Below are 16,468 nucleotides of genomic sequence, written 5' to 3'. Positions count from 1 at the left end.
GGATCGGTTGATGTCACAAATAATTCCTGAGACGATGCGTGCTGCGGTCTATCGCGGTATAGATGATGTTCGGGTTGAGACGATCGCAGTGCCGGAGATTGGTGACGGTGAGGTGTTGGTAAAGATCCACACCTGCGGGATCTGCGGGACGGATTTGAAGAAGATCCACACTGGTTCGCATGATGCGCCGCGTGTCTTTGGCCATGAAATGGCGGGGACGATTGTGCGAGTGGGCGCTGGAGTTGAGGGATTCGCTTTAGGCGATCGGGTGATGGCTTATCATCACATTCCTTGTGGTGAGTGCTACTACTGCCGGAAACAGACGTTTGCGCAGTGTGAGGTCTACAAGAAGGTTGGGTGTACGGCGGGTTTTGCTCCTTCCGGCGGTGGCTTTGCCGAGTACATTCGCGTGATGGACTGGATTGTGCGGCGTGGGTTGGTAAAGATTCCGGAGGATATTCCCTTTGAGCAGGCGGCATTTCTGGAGCCCGTGAACACCTGCTACAAGGCGGTCCAGTTGCTCGATTTGAAGGCAGATGAGACAGTGCTGGTGATTGGGCAGGGGCCGATTGGGATTTTGCTGGCGGCGCTGGCAAGACTGACAGGAGCTAATGTGTTGACCAGCGATCTTTATAAGGAACGCCATACTGTGGCGGCGAAGTTCGGGCTGGATCATCCAATTGACGTTGGTACGGATGTGGTGGGGGCTGCGAAGGCGGCTACTGAAGGGCGCGGGGCGGATGTGGCTTTGTTGGCGGTTGGAAGCGATGCGCTGATCAAGGTTGCCATGGAGGCGATTCGGCCGGGCGGGCGAGTAATGCTGTTCGCCTCGACGCAGCATGGAGAGGCGCCGTTCGATCCTGCGGCTGTATGTATGGACGAGAAGACGTTGATGGGGTCTTATAGTGCGTCGGTGGCGATACAGGATGAGGTGACGCGGTTGGTGTTCGATGGCTATCGTGACGGGTTCGACCTGACCAACCTGATCTCGCACCGGTTTTCGCTGGAGGATGCGGTGGCGGCGATCGATCTGGCGTCGCACCCCCAGGCGGACTCGATGAAGATTGTGATTCAGCCTGGCAGTTAGTCGCGGGTGCGCTTCTTGACCTCTACGCTGAGACGCTTGATCTTCTGGTTGAGAGTCGAGAGCGGAATTTTGAAGTACTCCGCGGCTTCGGTCTGGTTCCAGTGGCAGCGCTCGAGGCGGTCGGAGATGATGCGGCGCTCGATCTCCTCCATCAGGTCGAAGAGGCTGGCGTTGGGCTGGTGATCGAGCAGGCTGGCCGAGTAGGTGCTGCCGGTGAGTTGAGTTGGCAGCAGGTCGGGATTGATGCTGCGCGAGGTGGAGAGGACGACGCCGCGTTCCATCGCATTTTCCAGTTCGCGAACGTTGCCGGGCCACTCGTAGTCCATGATGATTCGCATCGCCTCGGGTGATAGAGAGCGAGTCTCAGTGCCATTCTCTTCAGCGTAAAACTTGAGAAAATGCGCAGCGAGGAGGGGGATATCTTCGCGGCGGGAACGGAGTGGTGGGAGTTCGAGACTGATGACGTTGAGACGGTAGAAGAGGTCTTCGCGGAAGCGGCCTGCGCGGACTGCATCCTGTAAGTTGACGTTGGTGGCGGCGATGATTCGGACGTCAACCTGAATCTCCTGCACACCGCCGAGATGCATGAAGCGGCGGTCTTGAAGGACGCGTAGGATCTTGGCCTGCATGTCCATGCCCATGGTGCCAATCTCGTCGAGGAAGAGGGTGCCACCGTTGGCGACTTCGAAGAGGCCCTTTTTCGCTGTGACTGCGGAGGTGAAGGCGCCTTTGACGTGCCCGAAGAGAGTGGATTCGAGCAGCTCGGATGGTACGGCGCCGGTGTTGACGGGCACGAAGGGGCGATCCCTGCGTGGGGAGTTGGCATGGATGGCCTTCGCGATGAGTTCTTTACCTGTGCCGCTTTCGCCCTGGATGAGAACGGTTGAGCGGCTAGGTGCGACCTGCGCGATGAGGTCGAAGAGGCGAAGCATCGGCTCGCTCTTGCCGACGATATTTTCAAAGTTGTAGCGCTGCTTGAGGGTGCGCTTAAGTTGAACGACCTCTTCTTCGGCGCGATGGCGGGCGACGGCGGCGCGAATATCGGCGAGCAGCTTCTCGTTGTCCCACGGCTTCTGGACGAAGTTTTCTGCGCCGGCGCGGATGGCGTCGACCACGTTGCCGACCGTTCCATAGGCCGTGATCATGATGACGGGAAGGTTCGGCTGCATCTCGACGATGCGAGGGAGGAGATCCAATCCGCTTTCGCCAGGCAGGGCGAGGTCGAGGAGGAGCAGGTCGTACTCGTTGCGTGAGAGAAGTTCGAGGCCGGAGGGGCCATCGCTTGCGATACTGACCGTAAAGCCTTCGAGGGTTAGCAGGGTATCGAGCGATTCACGGATGGCTGCTTCGTCATCGATGATGAGGATGCGGGGATCGCCGACGACTCGGGCGGTGCGTTGGAGATGGAGGGTTTCGGCGGCGAGCTCGGAGGTTTCAGACATGCATCGCCTTCCTGTCAACAATTGCAGACTCGCTCTTCGGTCCATCCGCTATCACGGCGGGGCGGGCGGCTGAGGTGGGGAACTCCAACTGGAAGGCGGTGCCAACGCCGATTTCGCTCTCAACGTGGATCTTGCCGGCGTGCTCCTGCATGATGCCGTAGCTGACAGCGAGGCCGAGGCCGGTGCCCTTATGCTCGCCCTCCTGGGGTTTGGTTTTGGTGGTGAAGAAGGGATCGTAGATGCGGTGGAGGTGCTCCTTTTCGATGCCGTTGCCGGAGTCCTGAATGCGGACGACGACGCGGCCGGCGCCATTGAAGGTTGCGATCTTGAGCGTTGCATTGGCGGTCCCGAACATCGCATCCTTTGCGTTCAACATGAGGTTCAGAATGACCTGTTGGAGCTTGCCCTGGTTGCCGTGAATGCGGGCCAGGTGCGGGTCGAAGTTAGTTTCGACGCGGATCTGAGCTGTTTTGAACTGATGCTCGAGCAAGGTTACGGTGTCGCGAAGAAGGTCGTTGAGGTTGAGGGGAGTGAACTCAGCTCCACTGGTACGGGAGAAGTTGAGCAGGCCGTTGACGATCTCGGAGGCGCGGAAGGTCTGCTGGGTGATCTTCTCGAGAACAGGCGCGAGGCGTTCGTCGTCGCGCATGTGCTTGGTGAGCATCTGGGTGTAGCTGGAGATGACTGCGAGAGGTGTGTTGACCTCGTGGGCGACGCCGGCGGCGAGCAAGCCGATGGAGGAGAGTTTTTCGGCCTGGGTGAGTTGCGCCTCGAGCTGGATGCGGTCGGTGATGTCATCCACAAGGATGATGCGACCTACGGCGACGAAGTTACGGGTGACGAGTGGGGCGATAGCGATGTTGGCGATGCGGACCTTTCCGTCGGGAAGGACGAGGCGGAATTTATAGAGTGTGTGGGTGCCATGTTCCTCGCGCACGCTGTTGAAGCGGGCTACGAAGTCCGGTGGGAGGACCGCCGAGATGGGTTGCCGCAAGACTTCGGTGCGGGACTTCGAGTACATGCCCTCCATCTGGGTGTTCCAGCTTTCGATACGGTCGTCTAGGTCGACGGCGAATACGCCGATGTTGATGGACTCGACGATATTTTCGTGGAACTCCTTGAGACTTTCGAACTCGGTAATCTTTTGCTCGAGGCGGCGGTAGAGCTGCGCATTTTGAATCGCGATACCGATGTACCCGGCGAGGGATTCGAGCAACTCCATGTCTTCGCTGGAGAGGAAGTCTCCATCGTCGGTTCGGCCGAGACCGATGACCGCGACGGTACGGGTTCCGCCACCCTCGCGATTAGCGACGCGGCAGGGGAGGTAGTAGTTGAGATCGAGGCGTCCGGCGCTCTGACGCTGGGCTTCGGGGAGGCGGAGAACCTGTTGGGGATTCTCGAGGAAGATATGGTTGTTTGCACCGGGACGGTCGAAGTCCAGGAAGCGAACGTCCAGGCTGCGGAGTTCGGCGGAGTGGAGGTTGGTGAGACCGTGGGAGGCTGCTAGATCAAAGTGACGCGGGGTAGAGCTGCCTTCACTCTCCGAGGCGAGAAAGACCGCGACGCGAGTGACGAGGAGAGTCTGGGGAAGACGTTCGACGATGGAGTCCAGCAGGGCACGAAGATCGGTTTGGGCGTTGATGCCGCGGCCAAATTCAACGAGGGTCTCGCGGTAGTCGAAGCGCTTCTGATCGAAGACGCGGTCGACTCGTGCTTGAATCATGCGCTTGAGCGGATCGAAGACGATTCCGGCGATGATGATGGCGGCGAGCAGGCCCCAGACGCCGAGGCTGGAGAGCCGTGTGTGAACGATCTCGCCGGTGAGCGCGATGATGCCGAAGTAGACGCCGACGAGAGAGGCGGTGGCCAGGGTGTAGGTGACGCCACGTTTGAAGATGAGATCGACGTCCATGAGCCGATAGCGGACGATGGCCCAGCTGAAGGTGAGAGGAAGGACGACGAGAGAGAGACCGGCGATCTTGGCGATCTGGCTGTTGACCGACCAGTCGGCCAGGTAGGGAATGACGTAGAGGAGAGTGAACGGCGTGACCGCGATGAGGGTACCGCGGGTGAGCCATTTGAGTTGCTGGCGCTCCAGAGCAGACTCGGCCCAGCGATAACGGAGGCGGAAGACGATGGCGGCGATTACATAGTAGAGGGCCAGGTAGCCGAGGGCGATCTGATCGAGCCGGTGGAGTAGGACCTCAGTCGCAGACCAGGAGCGGATAGCTGTGTACTGCAGACCGATGAGAAAGACCCCCGGGAGGTAGAGCAGCACACAGGCAATGCGGCGACCCAAACGTTTGCGTTGGTCGGAGGCGAAGTTGTCGGAGAAGCTGACTGCGAAGTGCAGAAAGAGCGCTGGTTGAAGCGCCTGCGCCGCCATGTTGCCCCAGTAGATATACCAGTCGAAGGTGCCCGGCTCGCCGGTAGATCGGAAGCTGTAGAGGACGAACGAGGCAAGACAGAAGACGTAAAAGTGGACAGACTTTGGAGCGGTCCAGCGCCGGAACAGGACGTAGATGCCGATGCAGAGATAGACCAGAGCGATGAAGCGTAGCCCCTGATTGATGGTGCGGTCTTTGGGTTCGAGGATGACCTGAATGTCGAGCTTAGTCGCTCCATGCAGATCAATAGACTGGGGAACCGGGCGGAGGATGGAGTAGGTGGCGTGGGCCCAGATGCCGCTGCGAAACATCTCCCGGGTGAGAGAGGCGACACGGGGGGTCGGCTGGTCGTCAACGCTGACCAGAATGTCGCCAGTGCGTATGCCGGCCCGGTGACCCGGGGAGACTGCTGGAACACGCTCGGCCCGGAGGCCCGTGGCAGCTTCGACCCACCAGATGCCATCAGTTGGGACGTCGAATCCACTCTCCCGATCAAAGTTCATGGCTGCAAGGACGCAGGCGGCGACGGTCGCTACGGCGAGCACGATTGCCAGAATGCGAGTTTGGGAGGCGTTTTTCATGAAAATCCGACAATCTGGAACATCATCAGCACATCAAGGACCAAACGATTTAGGCCTTTATGCACCACGGCGAAGGCATTTGCAGTCTCGGAGCCTACAAAAAATCATAACCTATTCCCTAATAGTCGAAGTTATTTGAAAGCTTACGCTGCCGATAGTGAATTTGTTCACATCCTACTCATCTATGTGATTGACCGGCCAAATCTCCAAACGGAACACGGGCAAGGGGAGATGGATTTACGGTGAAGGAATCTCTGGAGTGAGAATTAATACTCCTGTAATATTGTGAGATTGCGCTGGGATGAATTTGCTAATGAATGAGGCCGCCGGACAGTGACACGAAGAGATCTCAATCAGATTGCCGAGGGGTTTGTTGTGGTGGACGGGGTGAAGGTCCACTACGAACGCGCGGGTTCGGGACGGCCGCTCCTCCTGCTTCACGGCCTAGTGGGATCGGCCAAGAATTGGCGGCGAAACATCAGCTTTCTTGCGCAGAATTCCGAAGTGTATGCGATCGACCTGTTCAATATGGGGGAGTCGGAGCGGGTCCCCGGACTAGATGCCGGGCTTGAGGCTACGGCAGACCGGCTAGCGGCATATATGGACGCGCTTGGTTTGGACGAGGCCGATATAGCCGCCCATTCGCACGGCGGAGCAGTGGCTATGATGTTTGCCGCACGGCACTCGGATCGAGTGCGCAGGTTGATCCTGTTCGCGCCGGCAAATCCTTTCTGCGACCTGGGACACCAGTTGATTAGGTTCTATCAGACGAGATTCGGGATTTGGGTCGCTCGGCAGATTCCTTCCTTGCCGAGGATGTTGAAGGCGACAGCGCTCAGCCGCATGTATGGGGATCCCTCGCGGGTTTCGGACGGAGCTCTTGAGGGGTATATCGAAGGTCTGCATGTTCCGGGAACGATGGATCACGTGCTGCAGATTGTGCAGCGTTGGTTCGTTGACATGGGGTTGCTGCGATCTGTCCTTGAGCGGTTGGTGGCGAAGCCTATGTTGCTGATATGGGGAGATCGGGACAGAGCGGTTGGATTGAATTCTGCGCGGGAGTTGCAGCGGATTCTTCCGCAATCGAGTCTGATGGTGCTTCCGGGCGTGGGCCACATCCCGTTTGAAGAGATGCCTGAGATCTGCAACAAGGCGATGCGAGATTGGCTGCTAAAGCCGCTGCCCTCCGAAGCGCGCGTCACTGTGAGCCGGCATGCGGAGCCTGCCACGTTTGCCAATCACGTGGCGAAACGAGGCGCGGCTTAGCTCGCTAACTCAAGCTAAACACGCTCTGCAACCAGAGACGAATCTCGGCCTGCATCAGATCGAGCTTTGGGTTGGGGGACTCGGTGGTTCCCTGAAAGAAGTGGTCAGCGTCTGCGATCCAAACCAGACGCTTTGGTTCGGGCGCTCTGGCAAAGACGCCTTCCAGAGTGTCGCGTGGACCGTATCGGTCGTGGTCGCCGCTGATGAAGAGCTTAGGCTGGGTGCATTTAGGCAGAAACTTGTAGGTGTAGTCGCGACCCTCTGCGTGGACTGGAACGCCGAGGCCGACTAGACCCTTCACCCGGGGATCTCCACAGCATGCGCGCAGACCGACGTTGGAGCCGAAGGAGAAACCGGCAAATAGGATTGGTCGGTCGAGGTTGTGTTGCATCCAGTCGAGAGCTGCGAGAACGTCGTCCTGTTCTCCGAGCCCGTCATCGTGAGCGCCTTCGCTTAGACCTACACCGCGGAAGTTGAAGCGAAGGACGGGAAGACCGAAGGATGAGAAGGCCTTCATGGCGTGATAGACCACTTTGTTATGCATGGTTCCGCCGCCCGAGGGGTGGGGATGGCAGACGAGCGCAGCGTATGGGGCGTCGTCGCGGCCGGTGTTGAGAAGTGCTTCGAGGCGACCGGCGGGGCCGCGAAGATCGTCGATCGAACGGATCTGGGAGGTATTCGTTTGCGTCATCTTCTTCAGTTTATCGGGTGTGTTCGTTATCCGTTCTTTATGGGGGATATCGTATGCTGGAGGGCATGGCGATTGACCCTATCGAACTGACGAAACAGCTTGTAAATATTGAGTCCACTACGTATCACGAGGGTCTTGCCGGTGCTTTTCTCTATGAATATCTCGGGGCACAACGTTACGAGGTGGAGCGGACGGCGGTCGAGCAACCGGACCGCACCAGCACGCCGGGAGCGGGCGGCGGCGAGCGTTTCAACGTGTACGCCGCATTGCCCGGGGTTACTCCGGATGTGGTGCTCTCGACCCATATGGATACCGTCCCTCCCTTCTTTGGGTGCATAGAAGACGATGAGTTTTTATATGGCCGCGGGAGTTGCGATGCGAAGGGAATCATTGCGGCGCAGGTAGCTGCAGCGGACCGGCTTCGCGACGGGGGTGTGAAGGTTGGGTTGTTGTTTGTGGTGGGTGAGGAACGAGATTCGGCGGGTGCGGCCAAGGCTAACCTGTCTCCGAAGGGATCGCGGTTTCTGATCAACGGGGAACCGACTGACAATCGGCTGGCGCTAGCATCGAAGGGCGCGTTGCGGGTTGAACTCAGGGCGAAGGGGCGCATGGCGCACTCTGCTTATCCTGAACTGGGTGAGTCGGCTATCGATAAGTTAATAGAAGCGCTGCATGATGTTTTAGCGCTGCCTTTACCGATCGAGCCGGAGATCGGCCCTTCCACGTTGAACATTGGATTGATCGATGGTGGGCGTGCTCCGAACGTGATCGCGGACACAGCAGAGGCGCATATTCTGGTTCGTCTGGTGGGGCCGTCGGATGAAGTGAGGAGATCGATTGTTGCGACCGTCGGCAATCGGGCTGATGTTGAGTTCAGTTTAGATCTACCGTTCGTCAGGATGAGGAAGGTCGGGAATCTGCCGACGATGATTGCAAAGTTTACGACGGACATTCCCAAACTGACGGCCTGGGGCGAGCCTTTTCTGTTGGGGCCCGGGTCGATTCACGTGGCGCATACGCCACAGGAGAGGGTTGCGAAACGAGAGCTGTTGGACGCAGTTGATCATTACGTGGAACTTGCCACCAGTCTTGTTCAGAACGGTAGCTAAGCCTAAATGCAGTCGCTAAGAAGGATTCTGATCGTTTTGCTGGCAGTGGTCTTCGTCGTGATTGTCGACGCCGCGTTCGTGTATAGGAATATTCCGAATTCCAACACCGAGCTAAGGCATTTCGACGCTCTCATTGTTCTGGGAAATCCCGCCATGCCGGACGGAACACCTTCACCAGAACAGAGGGAGCGCACTTTGGAGGCGGTTCGCGAGTATAAGGCTGGCGTCGCTTCTCATCTGATATTTACTGGCGGGGCGGCGCATAATCGCTTTGTGGAAGCTGACTTGATGAAGCGTTTAGCGGTTGCGCAGGGTGTACCGAGCAGTGACATTACGGTAGAGGATCAGGCGCAGAACACCGTTCAGAATATTTACTTCAGCGACCAGATCATGGAGGCTCATCATTGGACCAGTGCGGAGGTCATTAGTTCGCCCAGTCACCTTCCTCGTACTGGGCTGATTCTTTCGCACTACTCCTTTGCTTGGCGGACGCAAGCGGCACCATGGCCGGCTGAATATACTTTGCTGCAGAGGGCGATGCATTTTTGTGTCGAGGCTGAGTATTGCCTAAGACTGCAAGTCTTCGGATTTCCGGCTTCGCGGTTCCTGCCGAAACCGGCCTGACTAGGGTCCGTGCGGGGGTTCACCCGGAGACTATACGGAAGGGTAGAGTGCCCTGGTTGTCTTCGGCGAATACGGCTGTCTCGTCTGGATTGGCAGGGTTATAGCGGATGTTTACCAAAGGGTTGCCGGTGGCCTTTGACTCTGCCTCGTGGTGAGTGAGAGCTACGCTGCGAAGATAGCCGCCGTAGTACTCCCCGTTGATCTTGAAGTGGAAGCCGGCTTCGATCTGGTAGGTGACTCCAGGTGAGGCGACGTCTTCGTCGGCGGAGAGGACTTGCCAGTGGTTGATTTCGGCCTGTGCGAGCGGCCATTGGGTGGCGAGGCGAAGTTTCTTCTCGCGATTTTTGCGGCGGAGCCTGCGACTGATTGCGTCGATGAGAAAGATGCCGGCCATACTTGGGTAACGATTCTAATACGGCAATTTGGTACGTGTTTTCCTACGGGTGGTGCGGCTCTAAACTAGAGAGATGGCAGCAGAGTTTACCCACCTTCATCTTCATACTGACTACTCCCTTCTTGATGGCGCGTGCGACGTCGATAAGCTTGCCGGGCACCTGAGCAAGATTGGCCAGACTGCGGCTGCAATGACCGACCACGGAAATATCTATGGGGCGGTGCACTTCTTCGACGCGATGCAGAAGAAGGGAATCAAGCCAATTCTCGGGTGCGAGCTTTATATCTGCAAGAACGAAGATCATCGCGCCGCGCCTGAAGGAGATAAGTATAACCATTTGTTGGTGCTGGCTGAAAACCAGGAAGGCTATCGCAATCTGGTTCGACTGACGAGCGAGGCGGCGTTGCATGGGTTCTATCGAAAGCCTCGCGTGTCGAAGGATTTTCTTGCGAAACACTCGGAGGGCTTGATTGGATTCTCGGGCTGTCTCGCGGGTGAGGTGAATCAGTTTCTGATGGACGACAAGTACGACGAAGCCAAGCGTACGGCTGGTTTCTACCAAGATCTCTTTGGGAAGGGCAACTACTTTCTCGAGATTCAGGACCACGGACTTGCGCCGGATAAGGACGTCTGCGATGCATTGTTCAAGATGGAGCGTGAGCTTGGTATCCCTCTGATCGCGACCAATGATAGCCACTATGTTGCTGCTGATGATTCGCGGGCGCATGAGATTCTGCTTTGCGTGCAGACGGCCGGCAGCATGAACGACCCGAAGCGATTCAAGTTCGACACGCAGGAGTTTTACATCAAGAGCGCGGAGGAGATGCTTCGGACGTTCTCGCAGAATCCTGAAGTATGCACGCGAACGATGCAGTTTATCGAGCGCTGCAACGTGAAGATGATGAAGGTCGACAACCCGTTTCCAGACTTCATTGTGCCGGAGAGAGAGACGCTTGACACCTACTTTGAGCAGATATGCCGCAGGGGTCTGGAGATGCGGCTGGAGACCGCGGTTGCCCACCTGCGTTCACGCGGGTTGCTGAAGAAGACGATTCCGGAATACCATGAGCGTCTGGACCGCGAGCTAAACATCATCAAACAGATGAAGTTTCCTGGGTATTTCATGATTGTCTGGGACTTTATCCGATATGCACGCGAGCAAAAGATTCCAGTGGGGCCTGGGCGTGGATCGGCTGCGGGATCGCTGGTGGCTTACGTGATGCAGATCACCGATATCGATCCACTGCAGAATGAACTGCTGTTCGAACGGTTCTTGAATCCGGAGCGTGTGTCGATGCCGGATATCGATATCGACTTCTGTATGAACCGGCGCGGTGAGGTGATTGAGTACGTCAATCGCAAGTATGGCCGGGATCAGGTCGCGCAGATTATTACGTTCAATACGATGGCGGCGAAGGCTGCGATCAAGGACGTGGGACGTGCGCTGGATATGCCGTATGGCGAGGTCGACCGGATTGCGAAGATGATTCCGCCTACGATTGGGATCACGATCGATCAGGCTTTGAAGGATTCGCCGACGTTGGCTGGGGCGTATGAGGGCGATCCGAAGATCAAGGAGTTGATCGATGCCGCGCTGCGGCTCGAGGGACTGGTTCGAGGTGCGGGCGTGCATGCGGCGGGCGTTGTGATTGCGCCGAAGCCACTAACAGAGCTGGTTCCGGTGACGCGCGCAAAGAACGACGATATCGTCACAGCGTATGACATGAAGGCCGTCGAGAAGATGGGTCTTCTCAAGATGGACTTTCTCGGACTGACGACGCTGACGGTGATCGATGATGCTTTAAAGCTAATTAAGTCTACGACGGGGACGGATGTCGATATGTCGACGATTCCGCTCGATGATGCGACTACGTATGAGCAGGTCTACCACCGCGCGTTGACCTCGGGGGTGTTTCAGTTTGAGTCGGGTGGGATGCGGGATGTGTTGCGACGATATAAGCCGAATACCGTGGAAGATCTTACGGCGTTGAACGCGTTGTATCGTCCGGGGCCGATTCAGGGTGGAATGATTGATGATTTCATTGAGCGCAAGTGGGGACGGCGTGCGGTGAGCTATGAGCTGCCTGAGCTTGAGATGATTCTGCGTGAGACGCTGGGGGTCATCGTGTATCAGGAGCAGGTGATGCAGATTTCAAACGTGCTGGCTGGGTACTCGCTGGGCGACTCGGACCTGCTGCGTCGAGCGATGGGTAAGAAAGATCCTGCGGAGATGGCGAAGCAGCGCGATCGCTTTATGAGTGGCGCTGCTGCGAATAAACATCCAAAGGATACGGCGGGGAAGATCTTCGACCTGATGGCGCAGTTTGCAGGGTATGGGTTCAATAAGTCTCACTCGGCTGCGTATGCGCTGCTGGCGTATCACACGGCGTGGCTGAAGACTCACTACCCGGTGGAGTTTATGGCGGCGCTGCTGACGAGCGAAACGTCAAAGCCGGAGAATGTGGTCAAGTACATCTCAGAGTGCCGCGAGATGAATATTTCGGTGGTGCCGCCAAATGTGCAGGTATCAGATGCGAACTTCACGCCGATCAACGGGGCGATCGGGTTTGGATTGGCGGCGATCAAAAACGTGGGTCATAACGCGATTGAGTCGATCATCGCGGCGCGGACAGCCCTACAGGCTACGGGAAAGAAGGGGTTCTCCAGCCTTTGGGAGTTCTGCGAGAAGGTCGATCTGCGACTGTTGAATAAACGCGTGTTGGAGTCGTTGATCAAAGCGGGCGCGATGGATGCCTTTGGCGGGCGGGCGGCGCTGTGCGCTGCTCTCGATAAAGCAATGGAGCGAGCGCAGAAATCTCAACGGGATGAGGCGGCGGGGCAGCACGGACTGTTTGGGATCTTCGATGCAGATATCCATTCTCCTTCTTCGAATAACGGAGAGGAGGCGCTGCCCAGCGTGGCTGAGTGGGACGAACACACTCGACTGCAGAACGAAAAAGAGGTGTTGGGATTCTTTGTGTCGGGGCACCCGATGGACAAGTACCGGGAGAAACTTCGAAACATGAAGGTCGTCGATACAGTGACAGCCTGCGAGATGAAGCCTGAGCCGCAGGTATTTCGACGCGGACGAAATGAAGAGCCTCAGAATGAAATATCCATCGCGGGCGTTATTACAGGCTTAAAGGTCGCGAAGTCCAAGCGCTCGGGGGAGATGTATGCACAGGCTTCGCTCGAAGACACCGTGGGCAAGATCGAGTTGATCGCGTTTCCGCAGTCGTACGAGAAGCTCGCGGAGAAGTTGAAGATTGATGTTCCCGTGGTGGTTCGGGGGGTGCTGCGTGGGGAAGAAGATTCAGCGCCGAAGCTTGCGATCTCGAGTATTCAGGCGCTGGAGGACGTGAAGATCAAGCTGCCGGATTCGCTGCGAATCAAGGTGCCCCTGCATAATCCGGACGCGGCGTTGCTTGAGAAGCTGCATGCCATCCTAATAGGCGCTCCCGGGAAAGGAAAGCTGCTGCTCGATCTCGAAGAGCCGGGGGAGTTTTGTGCGGTGCTGGAACCTCACAACTGTCTGGTAGCTGCAGATCGGCTTTTCATCGATCAGGTGGAGGAACTGGTTGGCCGAGGAGGGGTTCGGATCATCGACTAGCCCTCGATGTCATACAATCGTTATAGAAATTAGCGAAGCATACCTAGACAATGGCAGAACACGAAACCGGAAGAACAGCGCATTCCCAGGCAGCATCCGCACCGACTCCCGAAGCGTGGATTAAGACGGAGCTGGCGCGGCACCCTCAACGTCCCTACCCGATGGATTTCATTGCAGGATTGTTCACCGATTTCAGCGAGATCCACGGCGATCGGGCCTTTGGCGACGATGCAGCGATGAGCTGTGGCATGGCGCTATTTCATGGCGAACCGGTACTGGTGGTGGGAAATCTGAAGGGGCGGACACTGAAGGAGCGGGTCGCGCGGAAGTTTGGAAGCCCCGATCCTGAAGGGTATCGCAAGGCTTTACGGGCGATGAAGATTGCTGAGAAGTTTGGGCGTCCCGTCTTTACGTTCCTCGATCTGGCCGGGGCGAATCCTGGCATCGGAGCCGAAGAGCGCGGGCAGGGGGAGGCAATCGCACGGAATCTATTAGAGATGTCTCGGCTGCGGGTACCGACCATCGCCACCATTACCGGCGAGGGCGGTTCTGGGGGTGCGCTGGCACTGGCGGTTGCCGATCGTGTGCTAATGCTCGAAAACGCAATTTACTCGGTGATCTCCCCTGAAGGATGTGCGTCGATCATGTGGAAGGACGCCAGCAAGAAGCAGCAAGCTGCAGCGGCTTTGAAGTACACAGCCGTGGACGTCAAATTACTTGGTTGTGTCGATGAGGTGTTGCCTGAGCCGTGGGGTGGGACGCAAAACAATCCGGAAGAGGCCATGGTGCTCGTCGACGAAAGACTGCGGAACAATCTCGCAGATCTTCGCGCCTTGCCGCTCGAGTTGCTGATGGAGCAGCGCTACACCAAGTTTCGTAATATTGCCCAGTTTTATACCACCGCTTAACGGTACGACCGTTTCTGGAGTAGCCAGCGTTGCAAGCCTTCAATTCGACACACTCAGGCCGCTCTGAGCGCACCTTGCAACTGGCGCTCTTCGTAACATCTGCGACTTGGTTCGTCGCTTCGGATGTCCTGGCGGGACGCTCAGCGCGTGGTCTTTCGGAGCGATTTGGCCTTGACGCAGAGAGACCCTTGCTTGCCGCGCTATTTCTTCTTTTCTTGCTGGCTGTGGGGTTTTCGATCCTCCAGGCAATTGCGCATCGACACTCAACCCTTCGCGAGGTTTTGGGCCTCCCGAAGCGGCCGACATCGGTGCGGGAATGGACCCTGGGGGCCGCTGTTGGCTGGGGTTGCGTGGTGCTGGCCGTCCTTCCGATGACGCTTACCGGAAAGTTGGATGTCCAGCTATGGATGCAGCCGCGGGCGATCTGGCTGTTGCTTTTGAATCTTCTGACTCTTGGGATCGCGGCGCTTGCGGAAGAGGTCGCGTTTCGCGGCTACCCTTTCAGGCGTCTGATTGAGGCGATTGGGCCGGTAGCGGCGACTATTGGAATGTCTCTACTCTTTGGGCTCGGACACGCAATGAATCCGGGGGCAACATGGACGGGCGTGTTGGTGACGATGCTAGCCGGTCTGCTGTTTGCGGTGGCGTGGTTGAGAACGCATGGGCTGTGGCTATCGTGGGGACTTCACTTTGCCTGGAATGCCAGCATTGGGGTTCTGTTTGGCCTTCCAATCAGCGGAATCAGTGATTTCGCCAGCGTGGTGCAGACGAGGGCCTTCGGGCCCCTCTGGTTGACTGGAGGGAACTACGGACCTGAGGGGGCGGCCTTCACGGTTGTTGTTTTGCTGATCGGGGTCGGGGTTGTGATACGTATTACCCGTGACTATGCATGGAATTACACCCATAAGCCGATCGTCGCGGGTGGCTATGCCATTGAAGTTCAGCCGCCGCCAGCACATGTAGCGATGGAACAGGAAGCGAAATCGGTGCCTGCGTCCTCGCTGGTCCAGATTCTGCCTGTGACCCCTCAGGCGCGCTCAGTTGGCGAGGAACCGAAGCTCTGATCGCGTCAGACTAAGCCGCTTTTGTTCTAATTTTGGACTCAAAGGCCAGTTCTATGTGGTCTGATCAAAATTCGTGAACCGGCTCTTGTCAAAAGGGGAAGAGAAGGCGCAAGCTGTTGTGTATCTGAGGTGCTTCCATGGCACTTTTCGAATACAGATCGGCTCTCCTCCTGGGTACTCTTGCGTTGTCGCTAGGGACGGCTCCTTGTCAGGTCTTTGTGGTTGGGGAAGGCACTGCAACTGCTGACATCTCAACGGATTTCTCCCCCACGCATGTCTCGCTTCCAGATACTCCAATGACGGAGCGTGGACGTCGGGAGCTGGTTCGAAATCTTGAGGCGGAGCAGGGCTTTGCTCATCGTGCGCTGCCGGTGAGTGCGAGTGTGACGCTCCGAGCGAATGGGCCGATTAGTCCCGGTGGAGCGGAGTACAGAAAGCTGATCTACCAGAAGGGTGAGGCTGCGGCGCTTGGGGATCGTGTCATCATTACGTCGATGGAGATCAAGCCGGATCGGATTGTACTGGATCTCAACGGCGGTCCCTATCTAAAGCATCGCTTTCTAAGTCATGTTCAGATCAATGATGCACCCGTTGCACAAACGAACGCGGAGAGGGCTAGCGGCTCGCGGATTACGCTGATCTTTGAGGGGCACGTCCCGGAGATCTCGGCACCAGAGGTAAAGGCCCTGCTGGAGCCGGTGATCGATTTTGGGGTGAAAACTTCAGAGCAGGCCTACGCGGATACGTTGCCGCCCATGTTGAAGGAAGCGATTGCTGCTCATGAGGTTTTAGTAGGAATGAACCATCGCATGGTGCTGGCTGCGCTGGGCGCTCCCGAGAACAAGATGCGTGACCAGCCTAGCGGGGACGCGAGCGGCGGCCGATATGAAGAGTGGATCTATGGGCATGTTCCGCAGACCATCCGGTTTGTTCGGTTTGTAGGGGACAGGGTGACGGTCGTGGAGATTGCTGCGCTGGGTAAGCCGATAGAGATTCATGACAAAGATGAGATGGGCGGCTATAACTCCACTGCGCCGACGCGTGAGGTTGCGATGGGAGACAAGCCCGCTGATGGAACTGAGAAGACGAATGGGCCTCCAACATTGCTAAAGCCTGGAGAGGCAGTATCCGCCGGTCGTTCCGACAATAAGGTTCAATTTCCCGACGATAACAAGGGGGGAGCGTCTGCTCCCGCATCTCCCACGCCGCCTCCGTCGAACAACCTTGCGTTGGCCCAGTAGCCACGGTAAGGCCGTCGTCGTGTAGACTTGTAGGAGAGCTTCAATCGCAGTTCTTCTCCCCCGA

Annotated in this window: 12 protein-coding genes; 8 read left to right on the top strand and 4 right to left on the bottom strand. The window is 57.3% G+C overall.

Annotation, left to right across the window (positions count from 1 at the left end; genetic code table 11):
- Window positions 1–10: 10 nt before the first annotated feature.
- Window positions 11–1,087: a zinc-dependent dehydrogenase gene (locus HDF12_RS12200; RefSeq protein WP_179583757.1), complete on the top strand. Its 1,077-nt coding sequence runs from the start codon at window positions 11–13 to the stop codon at window positions 1,085–1,087.
- Here the strand turns inward: HDF12_RS12200 and HDF12_RS12195 are convergent.
- Together HDF12_RS12195 and HDF12_RS12190 are read right to left on the bottom strand one after the other, a co-directional pair.
- Window positions 1,084–2,529, bottom strand: a complete 1,446-nt coding sequence (locus tag HDF12_RS12195; RefSeq protein WP_179583756.1) for a sigma-54-dependent transcriptional regulator — start codon at window positions 2,527–2,529, stop codon at window positions 1,084–1,086. The two genes, HDF12_RS12200 and HDF12_RS12195, sit on opposite strands and share 4 nt — an antisense overlap.
- A complete protein-coding gene (locus HDF12_RS12190; protein WP_179583755.1) occupies window positions 2,522–5,497 on the bottom strand; it encodes a GAF domain-containing sensor histidine kinase in 2,976 nt (991 codons plus the stop codon). Before HDF12_RS12190 ends, HDF12_RS12195 begins: the two co-directional genes overlap by 8 nt.
- 333 nt (window positions 5,498–5,830) lie before the next feature.
- Between HDF12_RS12190 and HDF12_RS12185 the strand changes: the two genes are divergently transcribed.
- Window positions 5,831–6,763, top strand: coding sequence for an alpha/beta fold hydrolase (locus HDF12_RS12185; RefSeq protein ID WP_179583754.1), 933 nt, complete (start codon window positions 5,831–5,833; stop codon window positions 6,761–6,763).
- 4 nt (window positions 6,764–6,767) lie between these two features.
- On the opposite strand, the gene HDF12_RS12180 is transcribed toward HDF12_RS12185, so the two are convergent.
- Window positions 6,768–7,454 carry an alpha/beta hydrolase gene (locus HDF12_RS12180; protein WP_179583753.1) on the bottom strand — a complete coding sequence of 229 codons (687 nt, stop codon included), beginning with the start codon at window positions 7,452–7,454 and terminating at the stop codon, window positions 6,768–6,770.
- Window positions 7,455–7,519: 65 nt separating this feature from the next.
- On the opposite strand from HDF12_RS12180, the gene HDF12_RS12175 reads away from it, so the two are divergent.
- Both HDF12_RS12175 and HDF12_RS12170 read left to right on the top strand, forming a co-directional pair.
- Window positions 7,520–8,563 carry a M20/M25/M40 family metallo-hydrolase gene (locus HDF12_RS12175; RefSeq protein ID WP_179583751.1) on the top strand — a complete coding sequence of 348 codons (1,044 nt, stop codon included), beginning with the start codon at window positions 7,520–7,522 and terminating at the stop codon, window positions 8,561–8,563.
- 6 nt (window positions 8,564–8,569) lie between these two features.
- Window positions 8,570–9,187, top strand: a complete 618-nt coding sequence (locus HDF12_RS12170) for a YdcF family protein (protein ID WP_179583749.1) — start codon at window positions 8,570–8,572, stop codon at window positions 9,185–9,187.
- Between the two features lie 19 nt (window positions 9,188–9,206).
- Here HDF12_RS12170 and HDF12_RS12165 read toward each other — a convergent pair whose 3' ends face one another.
- A complete protein-coding gene (locus HDF12_RS12165; RefSeq protein WP_179583747.1) occupies window positions 9,207–9,581 on the bottom strand; it encodes a DUF3592 domain-containing protein in 375 nt (124 codons plus the stop codon).
- Between the two features lie 73 nt (window positions 9,582–9,654).
- On the opposite strand from HDF12_RS12165, the gene dnaE reads away from it, so the two are divergent.
- The 4 genes from dnaE (at window position 9,655) to HDF12_RS12145 (ending at window position 16,404) form a co-directional block, all read left to right on the top strand.
- Window positions 9,655–13,191, top strand: coding sequence for a DNA polymerase III subunit alpha (gene dnaE / locus HDF12_RS12160; RefSeq protein ID WP_179583745.1), 3,537 nt, complete (start codon window positions 9,655–9,657; stop codon window positions 13,189–13,191).
- 50 nt (window positions 13,192–13,241) lie between these two features.
- A complete protein-coding gene (locus tag HDF12_RS12155; RefSeq protein WP_179583743.1) occupies window positions 13,242–14,099 on the top strand; it encodes an acetyl-CoA carboxylase carboxyltransferase subunit alpha in 858 nt (285 codons plus the stop codon).
- Between the two features lie 188 nt (window positions 14,100–14,287).
- Entirely contained in the window at window positions 14,288–15,163 is an 876-nt protein-coding gene (locus tag HDF12_RS12150; protein ID WP_246373440.1) for a CPBP family intramembrane glutamic endopeptidase, read from the top strand.
- A gap of 137 nt (window positions 15,164–15,300) precedes the next feature.
- The gene (locus HDF12_RS12145) at window positions 15,301–16,404 is read left to right on the top strand and encodes a hypothetical protein (RefSeq protein WP_179583739.1); all 1,104 of its coding nucleotides are present in this window, start codon (window positions 15,301–15,303) and stop codon (window positions 16,402–16,404) included.
- The last annotated feature ends 64 nt before the right edge of the window (window positions 16,405–16,468 follow it).

Source organism: Tunturiibacter gelidiferens (assembly GCF_013410115.1).
In the GTDB taxonomy this organism is placed as follows: Bacteria; Acidobacteriota; Terriglobia; order Terriglobales; family Acidobacteriaceae; genus Edaphobacter; species Edaphobacter gelidiferens.
This window is presented reverse-complemented; position numbering and strand designations above follow the sequence as displayed.

Bases quoted from the DNA above. Each gene is read 5' to 3' on its own strand.
- HDF12_RS12200 (WP_179583757.1), top strand. From the start codon at position 11: ATGTCACAAATAATTCCTGAGACGATGCGTGCTGCGGTCTATCGCGGT.
- HDF12_RS12195 (WP_179583756.1), bottom strand. From the start codon at position 2,529: ATGTCTGAAACCTCCGAGCTCGCCGCCGAAACCCTCCATCTCCAACGC.
- HDF12_RS12190 (WP_179583755.1), bottom strand. From the start codon at position 5,497: ATGAAAAACGCCTCCCAAACTCGCATTCTGGCAATCGTGCTCGCCGTA.
- HDF12_RS12180 (WP_179583753.1), bottom strand. From the start codon at position 7,454: ATGACGCAAACGAATACCTCCCAGATCCGTTCGATCGACGATCTTCGC.
- HDF12_RS12175 (WP_179583751.1), top strand. From the start codon at position 7,520: ATGGCGATTGACCCTATCGAACTGACGAAACAGCTTGTAAATATTGAG.
- HDF12_RS12170 (WP_179583749.1), top strand. From the start codon at position 8,570: ATGCAGTCGCTAAGAAGGATTCTGATCGTTTTGCTGGCAGTGGTCTTC.
- HDF12_RS12165 (WP_179583747.1), bottom strand. From the start codon at position 9,581: ATGGCCGGCATCTTTCTCATCGACGCAATCAGTCGCAGGCTCCGCCGC.
- dnaE (WP_179583745.1), top strand. From the start codon at position 9,655: ATGGCAGCAGAGTTTACCCACCTTCATCTTCATACTGACTACTCCCTT.
- HDF12_RS12155 (WP_179583743.1), top strand. From the start codon at position 13,242: ATGGCAGAACACGAAACCGGAAGAACAGCGCATTCCCAGGCAGCATCC.
- HDF12_RS12145 (WP_179583739.1), top strand. From the start codon at position 15,301: ATGGCACTTTTCGAATACAGATCGGCTCTCCTCCTGGGTACTCTTGCG.